We start from the raw sequence: 13,239 nt of genomic DNA, 5'->3' as shown, positions 1-13,239 counted from the left end.
TTAAAACGGCTATTTATTAATATTATGATAATTTTACTATGAAAAAAATAAAAACCACTGAATATAAAAAATATCCAGTGGTTTAAATATGAAAATTAATAAGTAACCTAATTATGAAATCTTATTGCCATCCACCTCCAAGGGCTCTGTATAATTGAATAATGGCATTATATTGTGAAAATTTGTTTTCGATTAAAGTTAATTCTGCATTTAAGGCATCGTCTTTTGCAGTAAGAACTTCTAAATAATTCACTAAACCATATTTTAATAATTCATCTGAATATCCTGTAGCAACTTTTAATGCTTCTACTTGTTTCTCGCGAATTGCAATTTTTTTGGTTTCATTGTTATATTGCGCTAAGGCATCAGAAACTTCTTTTCCTGCAGTAAGCAATGATTGCTCAAATTGCAGGTATGCTTTTTCCTGATTTGCTTTAGCTATTTCAAAATTTGTTTTAATCTGGCGTTGATTAAAAATTGGCTGTGTTAATCCTGTTACAACATTTGCGAAAAATGAATTTGCACTAAACCATTCTTTTAAATCAATACTTTGAAGTCCGCCAGTTGCTGTAATTTTAAGTGTTGGGTAAAAATTACTTCTTGCAACATTCGTCCTTTCAAAATTTGAAATCAAATTATATTCTGCAGCAATTACATCTGGTCTGTTTCTTAATAAAGTTGCAGGTACACCAAGCGTAATTTCTGGTTGCATTTTCTGCACTTCAAAACTACTTCTCTCTACTTTAGTAGAAGATTCTCCTAAAAGAATGCTCATTTTGTTTTCATAAAGAATCGTGCTTACTTTTAAATCAGCAATGATAATTTCTGTAGCATATTTTTGAGCTTCTGTTTGCTTAACTCCAACTTCGGTAACGTTTCCTGCATCTTTTAAAGCAATAATCGTTTCTACACTTTCCGTTCTGTTAATCAAAGTCTCTTCAGTTAACTTAATTTGCTCATCTATTGCAATCAATTGATAGTATGTAGAAGCAATATCTGCAATTAATTGAGTTTTTACAGCTTGATTTGCAGCAGTAGTTTGTAAATAAACAGCATTTGTTGCACGTTTATTACTTCTTATTTTACCCCAAATATCAGCTTCCCAACCTAGAGTTCCAGCAAGCTGGTATTGATCGGTACTACGATTTTGAAGTAAAGCTCCAAATTGGCTGTTTTTTGATAACTGTTGGTGTGTCCAATCTGCACCTACAGAAAGAGTAGGGAAGTACCCTGATTTTCCTTGTTTCATTGATGCTTCGGCAGCAGCAATGTTTTGCATTGCAATTCGGATATCCAAGTTGTTTTCTAATCCTTTTTTGATATAACCTTGCAAAATTGGATCTGTGAAAACTTTGTCCCAAGAAAGATTTGCCATCGAAGTACTGTCTTTAGAAACCACTTCGGTTCTATATAAGTTTTCGGTTTTAATATCCTTTGGTCTTTCGTATTCTTTTGCAACGAAGCAGGATTGCATAACAGTTGCCGTGATGACAACTGTTACTATTTTATTTATATTATTTTTCATTTTCTTCGTCTAAAAGTATAACATCTGATTCTTTCTCTGTAAATGGTTTTCCAGAGATTCTTTCTTGTAAGCTTTGGAAAATAATAAACAAGATTGGAATTACAAATACTCCAAAAATTGTTCCTATCAACATTCCACCTACAGCTCCCATACCGATTGAACGGTTACCTACAGCACCAACTCCTGAAGCTAAAGCCAATGGCATTAAACCAAAGATAAAAGCAAGAGAGGTCATTAAAATAGGACGTAAACGTGCTTTTGCACCTTCTATCGCAGCTTGTGTCAAGTCCATTCCGTGTCGTCGCCTTTGTATGGCGAACTCGACTATCAGAATGGCATTCTTCGCTAGTAGTCCTATAAGCATTATCAGGGCTACCTGGAAATAAATGTTGTTTTCTAATCCTGCTAGTTTCACAAATCCAATTGCTCCGGCAATACCTACGGGTAATGAAAGCAATACTGATAACGGAACTAAATAACTTTCGTATTGTGCACTTAATAAGAAATATACAAATATTAAACTCAATAAGAATACACCTGCAGCCTGACTTCCGGCAAGGATTTCCTCACGTGTCATACCAGAGAATTCATAGCTATAAGTTTTTGGCAAATGCTGAGCTGCTACTTCCTGAATTGCTTTAATTGCATCTCCAGAACTATAACCAGGTTTTGCTTTACCATTAACGTTCACGGCTTTTAGCATGTTGAAACGTGCAACTGCTTCTGGTCCATAAATTCTTTTGAAATCAACAAACTGGCTTATGGCTACTTGCTGACCTGCAGCATTTTTAACATAAATCGTATTGATTGATTCAAGAGTTGCTCTGTCTGATGGTTTTGCCTGAATCATTACACGGTATTGTTTACCAAATTTATTAAAATCGGTAGTGTACAATCCTCCGTAGTATCCTTGCATTGTATTAAAAATATCAGAAACAGAAACTCCTGCATTTTTAGCTCTTTCTACGTTAATATCCATTTGATATTGTGGGAAAGTAGGGTTGAAGTTGGTAATTGCGTACTGAATTTCTGGTCTCTTCATTAATTCAGCCAAGAATTCATTACTTACTTTACTCACTGTTGTCCAATCATCATCTCCTTTATCCTGGATTTTTAATTCGAAACCATCGGCAGAACCAAAACCTTGTACACTTGGAGGTGTAAAGAATAATGCTTTGGCATCTTTAAAATGTGCTGTTCTACCAAATAATTCACCTACAACTGCATCTACAGATTGATTGGCTTCTTTACGGTATTTCCAGTCTTTTAATTTAATTACTGTAAATGCATAAGATCCTCCATTTACACTATTTAATAAACTAAAACCAACAACACTCATTCTTGATTCTACAATATCCATTGAGGCCAAAATAGAGTCTAATTCATTAACGGCTAATTGTGTTTTCTCCAAAGTTGTTCCTGGAGGAAGCGTTAAATCTGCCATGATGATTCCTCTATCCTCATTAGGAATAAATCCTGATGGTGTAGTTTGGAATAAGAATATAGTGATTGCCGTGAATACTAATAATCCTGAAATTGCAACCCATTTTTTTCTTGCTAAGAATCCAAGAGACTTAACATATTTATTGTTCATTCTATCAAAACTAGTATTGAAAGCAATGAAGAATCTATCTTTGAAATTCTTATCGTGATGATCTGAAGCTTCATGAGGTTTTAAGAACAAAGCACATAATGCCGGACTTAAAGTCAATGCATTAATTGCCGAAATTAAAATCGCAATTGCCAATGTAATTGCAAACTGTTGGTAGAATACTCCCGATGGTCCACTTAAGAATGACACAGGAATAAATACCGCAGACATTACTAATGTGATAGAAATAATCGCTCCTGTAATCTCGCTCATGGCAGAAATTGTAGCTTCTTTTCCTGATTTTGCTCCTTCATCCAGCTTGGCGTGGACTGCCTCGACGACGACAATTGCATCATCGACCACAATACCAATAGCCAGAATCATTGCAAACAATGTTAACATATTGATAGAGAATCCAAATACTTGCAGGAAGAAAAACGTACCAATAATTGCTACAGGAACTGCTATTGCAGGAATCAACGTAGAACGGAAATCTTGCAAGAACAAGAACACAACAATAAATACTAATATAAAAGCTTCAATTAACGTTGAAATTACTTTTTCTATCGAAGCATCCAGGAAGGTTTTAGTATTATAAGGAATTACATAATCTACTCCTTTTGGGAAATCAGGTTTTGCATCGTCTAAAATGTTTACTACTTCAGTAATAATATCTTGTGCATTTGAACCAGAAGTTTGAAACACCCCAACGGCAACACCTTGTTTACCCATTGCAATATTTTTGGTTCCATAATTAAAACCACCTAATTCTACTGTTGCAACATCTTTTAAGTGAACAAAGTTTCCGTTACCAGTAGCTTTGATAACAATATCTTCGTAATCTTTAATTTCTGAAAGACGACCTTTATATTTAATTACGTATTCGTAAATACCATCGGCATTTTCTCCAAATTTACCAGGAGCTGCCTCAACGTTTTGCTCTTGCAAAGCTGCCTGAATATCTTTTGGCGCTACATTATAAGCAGCCATTTTTTCTGGATTAATCCAGATTCTCATCGAGTAATCCTTAGCTCCAAAAACGTTTACTTGTCCTACACCTTTAACACGTTGCAATTTTGGTACAAGGTTAATTTTGGCATAATTCTGAATATATGTCTCGTCAAAATCGTCGTTGTTCGAATACAAAGCAAAGAACATCAAAGCACTCGTTTGACTTTTTAGGGTAGTAACCCCTGTTTGCACAACTGCTTGTGGCAATTTACTAGTTGCACGAGAAACTCTGTTCTGAACGTTTACTGCAGCAATATCTGGATCAACTCCAAGTTCAAAATAAACAGATATTTTTGCAGAACCATCATTTGCAGCAGAAGAAGTCATGTATGTCATTCCTTCCACACCATTAATTTCTTCTTCTAGAGGAATAACGACACTATTTAATACTGTTTCAGCATTTGCTCCAGTATATGTTGCACTTACCTGAACGGTTGGTGGTGCAATTTCGGGGTATTGTTCTACCGGTAATGACATCAATCCTAAAATACCAAGTATGGTAATTAAGATGGATATTACCGTCGAGAGAACAGGTCTTTCTATAAACGTTTTTAACATCTTGTATATTATTTTTTAGCTGTAGTATTTGTTGTTTCTGTAGCTTTATTAGCTGCATCTTTGGCTTGTTGTGGCGTGATTTCCATGTCGTCTTTTAATTTTGACGCTCCTTCTATAACAACAACATCGCCTGCTTTAAGACCTTCTGTTACAATGAAATCTAAATCTGAAGTACCATTTGTTACTACAATTGTAGATTTTACCTTGTTTCCTTTTTCAACAACATAAATCATTTGTTTCCCTTGCACTTCAAAAACTGCATTTTGAGGAACTAGGATCACATTTTTTTGCTCAATAGGTAAACGGATAATTCCAGTACTACCACTTCTTAAAATACCTTGTGGGTTATTAAAATCTGCTCTAAATTGTGTGTTTCCTGTTGCTGCATTAACTAAACCATTCATTGTAGCGATTTTCCCTTTTTGGTCGTACTCTGTATTATCAACCAATAATAATGAAACTGGCGGTGCAGATTTTAATTTTTCGGCAGTAGTTGCTCCTTTAAATGTTTTATTAAAGAATAATAACTGTTTTTCATTCATAGAGAAATAAGCACGAACAATTTTTGTATCAGATACTGTTGTTAAAGGCACTTCGCTGGTTGCACTAACCAAGCTTCCTTCTCTAAAAGGTAAACCACCAATTACTCCACTTACCGGAGAAATGATTGTTCCGTATCCAATATTGGCAGCAATACTTCCATAAGCACTTTTGGCTTGAGCCAACTTAGCTTTTGCAGTTTCTAATTGAACGATACTAATGATTTTTCTATCAACTAGGGGTTTTAATCTGTCAACTTCTACTTGTGCTGCCTGAACAGAAGCTTTGGCTGCAGATGCATCTTGATTTAATGTTTGTGTTTCAAGTTTAAAAAGCAATTGTCCTTTTTTTACAACCTGACCTTCATCAACATAAATCTTTTGGATATATCCATTTACTTTCGGACGAATTTCAACATTTTGCTGACCTTCAAGATTTGCGCTATACTCTTGATATACTACTGCATCTTGTATTGAAATTGTTTTAACTGGGAACGGAGCTGGACCTTGCGGCGGGGCTTGTTCTTCCTTTTTTTTACATGACGCAAAAACTAGCATGATAGCTATTAGGGAGAATGAAATATTCTTCATTTGTATTAAATTTGATTTATGATTTATTATTAACTTTTTCGATTTCTATAATCTCAGTAATTGTTTCTATAACTAATTCTTCGACTTTTAGGATGTGGCTTTTATATGCTTTTGCATGTTCCATATTCATTCTTTCTTCAGGGGTATTCATTGTTTTCTCTCTGTAAAAAATCATTTTGTCAATTATTTTATTCTCAAACTCAAGAATTTTTAAATAATTAGTAAATCGTTCACTAAACGGTGGCGGTCTGAAATATTTTTTTCGATCACCATGTAAAGTATAATAATCTATCTTTCCTATTTTTAAAAGAAAATTCAAATTTGTAGATACAGAACTTTTACTAGCACCCATTTTTTCTACTATTTGCTCAAAAGTCAGCCCATCTTTAAAAGCTTCAACGATTAATAGTCCAAGAATTCTTGAGCAAAGCGGGGGCAAGTTATATACTGATTCAAAATGAATACCGAATAACTCTATAAGCTCCTCTCTTTCCTTTTGTATGTTAGTATCCATGATTTTTTGGGCAAAGATAAAATTGGTTCGTAATTTACCGAACTAAACGAACTTAAATTTGTGTTAATTGTTTGTTACCAATAAAAAAGCGTAATATTGTCTTTTCGATGCACTAATTTAGATAATTATGATAACATTACATCATAAAAACTTAATTTGTTTGCTTTTTTGCCCAAAATGTAAAACAAAATAAGTAGTAATTTAGTTATATTTGTTGACCTAAAAAATAACCAAATAGTGAACGTTATAAATAAGCTGAAAATTTTCAATGATCCCATATATGGTTTCATTTCCATCCCAAATGCTTTTATATATGATTTAATAGAGCATCCTTATTTTCAGCGTTTACGCCGAATCTCTCAAATGGGACTGTCTTATTTGGTTTATCCTGGAGCTAATCATACTCGGTTTCATCATGCCTTAGGTTGTATGCATTTAATGCAAAAAGCAATCGAAACATTACGTTTTAAAGATGTTACAATTTCCGTCGAAGAAGAAAACGCATTATATATAGCGATTATACTACATGATATAGGTCATGGACCTTTTTCGCATGCAATGGAGAGAAGTATTGTTGAAGATGTAAATCATGAAGCAATCTCGTTATTGTTTATGAATCAATTAAATATTGAGTTTAACGGAAAGCTAAGTTTAGCAATTCAGATATTTAAAGGAGACTATCACAGAAAGTTTATGTTGCAATTGATTTCGAGCCAATTAGATATGGATCGTATGGATTATCTTAAACGTGATAGTTTTTATACTGGTGTAGCCGAAGGTAATGTCAATTCTGAGCGTTTAATCCAAATGATGAATGTTGTAGATGATGTTTTGGTTATTGAAGAAAAAGGTATTTACTCTGTCGAAAAGTTTTTACTCTCTCGCAGATTAATGTATTGGCAAGCTTATTTGCATAAAACGAGCTTGGTTGCAGAGCTTATTTTGACGAAAGTCTTAAAAAGAGCAAAAGAATTAACTCTAAAAGGAATTCATTTGCCTTGCAGCGAACCTTTGATGTTTTTTATGCAAAACAAAATTACCTTGGAAACTTTTACTCCAGAAACATTGGATTTATTCTCTCAACTGGACGATTTTGATATAATAGGCGCTTTAAAAGCATGGCAAAAACATGATGATTTTATATTATCTACGTTAAGTAAAATGATAATAAACAGGGATTTATTAAAAATTAAACTAAGTAGCGAAAAAATTTCATTAGAAGAATTGCAAAGCCTGAAAGAAAAATTTGCATCTCAGAATAATATCTCTGCAATTGATGCAAGTTACTTTATATATAGAGGGAAAATAAAAAATCAAGCATACAGTAAAGAAGCCGAACCTATACGAATATTAAAAAAAGATAAGACAATTGAGGATGTTGTAGAAGCCTCAGACCAGCTGAATTTGAAATCGTTATCTAAATTGGTAACAAAGTATTACCTCTGTTTTCCAAAACAACTGATCTAAAATTAACATTTAAAACCTATTTTTTTATATTTTTGTCGCAATGAAATTTACAGCAGAACAAATAGCAGAAATTTTAGGAGGAGAGGTAGTTGGGAATCCCAATGCAGAAGTTTCTCGCTTATCTAAAATAGAAGAAGGTACAGAAGGATCCCTTACTTTCTTGGCTAACCCTAAATATATCAATCATATATATTCGACAAAAGCATCAGTAACAATTGTTAATGATACTTTTGTACCCGAAACAGAAATTAGCACAACATTAATTAAAGTTGACGATGCTTATGCGTCATTTTCTAAATTATTAGAGTTTTATAATCAAGTAAAATTGAATAAAAACGGAATTGAACCACAATCTTTCTTGTCTGAAAGTGCAAAATATGGCGAAAACCTATACCTAGGTAGCTTTAGTTATGTGGGACAAAACGTAGTTTTAGGAAACGATGTCAAAATTTATCCAAATTCTTTTATTGGAGATAATGTTGTTATTGGCAATAATGTACATATTTTTGCAGGCGCTAAAATTTATTCCGAAACAATCATAGGAAATAATTGCACAATTCATTCAGGAACAATTATTGGAGCCGACGGTTTTGGTTTTGTACCAAATGAAGAAGGTATATATAGTAAAGTACCACAAATAGGGAATGTAATTATCGAAGATAATGTTGATATTGGTGCAAATACAACTATAGACAGAGCAACTTTAGGATCTACAATTATCCGAAAAGGAGTGAAGTTAGACAATCAGATCCAGATTGCCCATAATGTAGAGATTGGTGAAAACACTGTTATCGCAGCCCAATCTGGCGTTGCTGGCTCTACAAAAATCGGTAAAAATGCAATGATTGGCGGTCAGGTAGGTATTGCAGGACATTTAACTATTGGAAACAATGTTAGATTGCAAGCACAATCTGGAGTTGCCAGAAATATTAAAGATGACGAAATTTTGCAAGGAACACCTTCACTTGGATATACTGATTTTAATAAATCATATGTTCATTTTAAGAATTTGCCTAAAATCGTTGCTGAATTAGAAGAATTAAAAAAACAAATATTAAACCAAAAAAATGGAAATAATGGTTAAACAGAAGACCATCAAGAAGGAAATTTCACTAACAGGAGTTGGACTACACACTGGGAAAGAAGTAACAATGACTTTTAAACCTGCTCCAATAAATAATGGATTTACTTTTGTGAGAGTTGATTTACAAGGACATCCTATTATTGAGGCAGATGCTAATTATGTAGTAAATACACAAAGAGGTACTAACCTTGAGAAATTAGGTGTTAAAATTCAAACGCCAGAGCACGTTTTAGCTGCATTGGTTGGATGTGATCTTGACAATGTTATAATCGAGTTAAACGCATCAGAGCTTCCTATTATGGATGGTTCATCAAAATATTTTGTTGAAGCAATCGAAAATGCTGAAATAGAAGAGCAAGAAGCACAACGTAATATATATGTTGTAAAAGAAGTTATTTCTTTTACAGACGAAGCTACAGGAAGTGAAATTCTTGTTATGCCAAGTGATGATTACCAAGTAACTACTATGGTCGATTTTGGTACTAAAGTTTTAGGTACTCAAAATGCTACTATGAAAAGTATTGCCGATTTTAAAGCTGAAATTTCTAATTCAAGAACATTTAGTTTTTTACATGAACTAGAATCTCTTTTAGAGCACGGATTAATTAAAGGTGGTGATTTAAACAACGCTATTGTATATGTAGATAAAGAAATATCTGACGCTACAATGGAAAATTTAAAGAAAGCTTTTGGTAAAGACAAAATATCTGTTAAACCAAATGGTATTTTAGATAATCTAACTTTGCATTATCCTAATGAAGCTGCAAGGCACAAATTACTTGATGTTATTGGAGATTTAGCTTTAACAGGAATAAGAATTCAAGGAAAAATCATTGCTAATAAACCAGGGCATTTTGTAAATACTCAGTTTGCTAAAAAATTAGCTAAGATTATAAAAATAGAACAAAGAAATCATGTTCCGGTTTATGATTTAAATCAAGAACCATTGATGGATATTAATAAAATCATGGCAGTTTTACCTCATAGACCTCCATTTTTATTAATTGATAGAATTATAGAAATGTCTGATAGCCATGTTGTTGGAATGAAGAATGTTACTATGAACGAAAATTTCTTCGTAGGGCATTTTCCTGAAGCACCAGTTATGCCAGGTGTTTTAATCGTAGAAGCTATGGCACAAACAGGAGGAATCTTAGTATTAAGTACTGTTCCTGATCCAGAAAATTACTTGACTTATTTTATGAAAATAGACAATGTTAAGTTCAAACACAAGGTATTACCTGGAGATACGTTAATATTTAAATGTGAATTAATTTCTCCTATCAGAAGAGGGATTTGTCACATGCAAGCAAATGCCTACGCAAATGGTAAATTAGTTACCGAAGCAGAATTGATGGCGCAAATTGCAAGAAAACAATAAAGAAAATAGTTAATTATTTAGATTTATTGTTTCAAAAAAAGACAATTTTAATTTAAAATATAAAAAATACAGATGAATCAACCTTTAGCTTATGTTCATCCTGGCGCCAAAATCGCTAAAAATGTTGTAATTGAGCCTTTTACAACAATTCACAATAATGTAGTTATTGGTGATGGTACTTGGATTGGTTCAAATGTAACCATAATGGAAGGCGCGCGAATAGGGAAAAATTGTAATATTTTTCCAGGAGCGGTAATTTCTGCCGTACCGCAAGATTTAAAGTTTGGAGGAGAAGATTCTTTGGCTATAATAGGGGATAATTGTACAATTAGAGAGTGTGTTACGATTAATCGTGGTACTGTTGCATCAGGGCAAACAATCCTTGGTAACAATTGCTTAATTATGGCTTATGCGCATATTGCTCACGATTGCGAGATTGGGAACAATGCAATTATTGTAAATGGTGTTGCTTTGGCAGGACACGTAGTTGTAGGAAACCATGCCGTAATTGGTGGTTTAGCTGCAATTCACCAATTTATTCATATTGGGGATCACGCAATGATATCTGGAGGCTCTTTGGTAAGAAAAGATGTTCCTCCTTATACAAAAGCGGCAAAAGAGCCTTTATCATATGTAGGAATCAATTCTGTAGGTTTAAGAAGAAGAGGATTTAGCACAGATAAAATTAGAGAAATTCAAGAAATTTATAGAATTTTATACCAAAAAAATTACAATACAACCCAAGCACTTAGCATAATCGAAGGTGAAATGGAGGCAACTCCAGAAAGAGATGAAATTTTAGATTTTATCAGAAACTCATCACGTGGTATTATGAAAGGATACTCAGGAAATTATTAAATAAAAGTTTAATCGTTTATTTGTTTATTCGTTACATCGAAAACAGATAAACGATTTAACGATTAAACAAAATATTAAATAAAACAAGAACAAAATGGCATCAACATCAGATATTAGAAACGGATTATGTATCAAATTCAATCACGATATTTATAAAATCGTAGAATTTCTTCACGTAAAACCAGGAAAAGGTCCAGCTTTCGTAAGAACGAAATTAAGAAGTTTAACTACAGGAAGAGTATTAGATAATACATTTTCTGCAGGACACAAAATTGAAGATGTACGTGTAGAGACACATAATTACCAGTTTTTATATGCTGAAGGAGATGAATTTCATTTTATGAATACTGAATCTTTTGAGCAAATTTCTTTGAATAAAAACATCCTGGATGCTCCAGGATTATTAAAAGAAGGAACAAGTGTAATGGTTCAGGTAAATACTGAAACTGATTTACCTTTATCTGTAGATATGCCATCTTCTGTAATCTTAGAAGTTACTTATGCTGAGCCAGGAGTAAAAGGAAATACAGCAACAAATGCTACTAAATCTGCAACTGTTGAAACTGGAGCTACAGTAAATGTGCCTTTGTTTATTAATGAAGGTGATAAAATTAAAATTGATACTGCTTCTGGTTCTTACATGGAGCGTGTAAAAGAGTAGTTTTTCAATAAGATAATTTGTCAATGAGTCAATTAGAAAATTGATACATTAGCAGAAATTAACTAAAAGCTTTTGTTTTTTCTAATTGACACATTTTCTAATTGACACATTCTCTAATTGACAAATTTTCTAATTATAAATTATGAAATTTCAAAAAGTTCACTCTTTACAAGAAATTGCAAATTTGCTTAATTGCGAATTTGTTGGTGATAAAAACTTCCAAGTCCTAGGTATGAATGAAATTCATGTTGTCGAGCCTGGAGACATTGTTTTTGTAGACCATCCAAAATATTACGACAAAGCCTTAAATTCGGCAGCAACAATTGTGTTAATCAATAAAGTTGTTGATTGTCCCGAAGGTAAAGCACTACTAATTTCTGATGATCCTTTCAGAGATTTTAATACCCTAACTAAACATTTTAGACCTTTTCAGGCAACAAATGTATCTATAGCTCTTTCTGCAACTATTGGAGAAGGAACCGTTATTCAGCCTAATTGTTTTATTGGAAACAATGTTACAATTGGTAAAAACTGTCTGATACATCCTAATGTTACTATTTACGATCATACCGTAATTGGTGACAATGTTATGATTCATGCAGGAACAATATTAGGTGCAGATGCTTTTTATTATAAAAAACGCCCAGATGGTTTCGACCAGTTAATTTCTGGGGGAAGAGTAGTAATAAAAGACAATGTTGGCATTGGTGCATTATGTACTATTGATAAAGGAGTTACTGGCGATACAACTATCGGAGAGGGTACTAAACTAGATAATCAGGTTCATGTTGGGCACGATACCGTTATTGGTAAAAAATGCTTAATTGCTTCACAAACTGGTATTGCTGGTTGTGTAATTATCGAAGACGAAGTAACAATTTGGGGACAAGTTGGTACAACAAGTGGTATTACGATAGGAGAGAAAGCTGTAATAATGGGACAAACAGGAGTTACTAAATCTGTAGAAGGAGGGAAGTCTTATTTTGGTACACCAATCGAAGAATCTAGAGAAAAGTTAAAACAATTAGCTAATATCAAGAAAATTCCAGAAATTCTTAATAAATTAAAATAACTATGACTGCTAAAGAATTTGTTCAGAAATTTTATAAATCGGATGCATTGATTGATAGTGAAACTTTCAAATTATATCTGCATCCTGAGGTAATAGTTGATTGGCATAGTACAAAAGGACCTATCCAGTTGAACTACAATGGTGTATTAGATTTATCTAACGAATTAGGCAGAGCTTACGTACGTTCTAAAGTAAGAATTAGTCATATTATAGAAGAAGATGATTTAGTTTCTGTACGATATTCTCATTATGTAAAAACAATAGAAAATCCTAGAGAAGAAATGCTTTTAGCCCATTTTATGGCTATTTGGCAAATAAAAGACAATAAATTATACAGAGGTTATCAAATGAGTCAATTATTATAAGATATTTTGATAATAAAAAGGT

The 13,239-nt window shown here is 33.0% G+C and carries 11 protein-coding genes; 7 read left to right on the top strand and 4 right to left on the bottom strand.

Translation table 11 applies throughout. The features are described 5' to 3' along the window. Positions 1-121: 121 nt before the first annotated feature. The 4 genes from ACJ6WR_RS23230 to ACJ6WR_RS23215 are packed head-to-tail and all read right to left on the bottom strand — an operon-like array spanning position 122 to position 6,329. A complete protein-coding gene (locus tag ACJ6WR_RS23230; RefSeq protein WP_039111994.1) occupies positions 122-1,525 on the bottom strand; it encodes an efflux transporter outer membrane subunit in 1,404 nt (467 codons plus the stop codon). Continuing rightward, positions 1,515-4,685 (bottom strand): efflux RND transporter permease subunit, encoded by a 3,171-nt coding sequence (locus tag ACJ6WR_RS23225; RefSeq protein WP_039111995.1) that lies wholly within the window; start codon positions 4,683-4,685, stop codon positions 1,515-1,517. The genes ACJ6WR_RS23230 and ACJ6WR_RS23225 overlap by 11 nt, the downstream gene beginning before the upstream one ends. Positions 4,686-4,693: 8 nt before the next feature. Beyond that, on the bottom strand, positions 4,694-5,815 hold the full coding sequence (locus ACJ6WR_RS23220; protein ID WP_409416665.1) for an efflux RND transporter periplasmic adaptor subunit: 1,122 nt from the start codon (positions 5,813-5,815) through the stop codon (positions 4,694-4,696). A 16-nt stretch (positions 5,816-5,831) separates the two neighbouring features. Beyond that, on the bottom strand, positions 5,832-6,329 hold the full coding sequence (locus ACJ6WR_RS23215; protein WP_039111997.1) for a GbsR/MarR family transcriptional regulator: 498 nt from the start codon (positions 6,327-6,329) through the stop codon (positions 5,832-5,834). Between the two features lie 237 nt (positions 6,330-6,566). Here ACJ6WR_RS23215 and ACJ6WR_RS23210 point away from each other — a divergent pair, with 237 nt between their 5' ends. The 7 genes from ACJ6WR_RS23210 (at position 6,567) to ACJ6WR_RS23180 (ending at position 13,217) form a co-directional block, all read left to right on the top strand. Beyond that, positions 6,567-7,796 (top strand): HD domain-containing protein, encoded by a 1,230-nt coding sequence (locus tag ACJ6WR_RS23210; protein ID WP_039111998.1) that lies wholly within the window; start codon positions 6,567-6,569, stop codon positions 7,794-7,796. A gap of 40 nt (positions 7,797-7,836) precedes the next feature. Further along, the gene (lpxD, locus tag ACJ6WR_RS23205) at positions 7,837-8,880 is read left to right on the top strand and encodes a UDP-3-O-(3-hydroxymyristoyl)glucosamine N-acyltransferase (protein WP_039111999.1); all 1,044 of its coding nucleotides are present in this window, start codon (positions 7,837-7,839) and stop codon (positions 8,878-8,880) included. Continuing rightward, on the top strand, positions 8,873-10,261 hold the full coding sequence (locus ACJ6WR_RS23200; protein WP_039112154.1) for a bifunctional UDP-3-O-[3-hydroxymyristoyl] N-acetylglucosamine deacetylase/3-hydroxyacyl-ACP dehydratase: 1,389 nt from the start codon (positions 8,873-8,875) through the stop codon (positions 10,259-10,261). The genes lpxD and ACJ6WR_RS23200 overlap by 8 nt, the downstream gene beginning before the upstream one ends. Positions 10,262-10,333: 72 nt before the next feature. Then, positions 10,334-11,119, top strand: coding sequence for an acyl-ACP--UDP-N-acetylglucosamine O-acyltransferase (gene lpxA, locus ACJ6WR_RS23195; protein ID WP_035624097.1), 786 nt, complete (start codon positions 10,334-10,336; stop codon positions 11,117-11,119). A gap of 94 nt (positions 11,120-11,213) precedes the next feature. Continuing rightward, positions 11,214-11,780 carry an elongation factor P gene (gene efp / locus ACJ6WR_RS23190; protein ID WP_039112000.1) on the top strand — a complete coding sequence of 189 codons (567 nt, stop codon included), beginning with the start codon at positions 11,214-11,216 and terminating at the stop codon, positions 11,778-11,780. A 142-nt stretch (positions 11,781-11,922) separates the two neighbouring features. After that, entirely contained in the window at positions 11,923-12,852 is a 930-nt protein-coding gene (locus ACJ6WR_RS23185) for a UDP-3-O-(3-hydroxymyristoyl)glucosamine N-acyltransferase (RefSeq protein ID WP_039119187.1), read from the top strand. Positions 12,853-12,854: 2 nt separating this feature from the next. After that, positions 12,855-13,217 (top strand): nuclear transport factor 2 family protein, encoded by a 363-nt coding sequence (locus tag ACJ6WR_RS23180; RefSeq protein WP_039112002.1) that lies wholly within the window; start codon positions 12,855-12,857, stop codon positions 13,215-13,217. Positions 13,218-13,239 lie beyond the last annotated feature (22 nt).

The organism is Flavobacterium sp. PS2, assembly GCF_046250155.1.
In the GTDB taxonomy this organism is placed as follows: domain Bacteria; phylum Bacteroidota; class Bacteroidia; order Flavobacteriales; family Flavobacteriaceae; genus Flavobacterium.
This window is presented reverse-complemented; position numbering and strand designations above follow the sequence as displayed.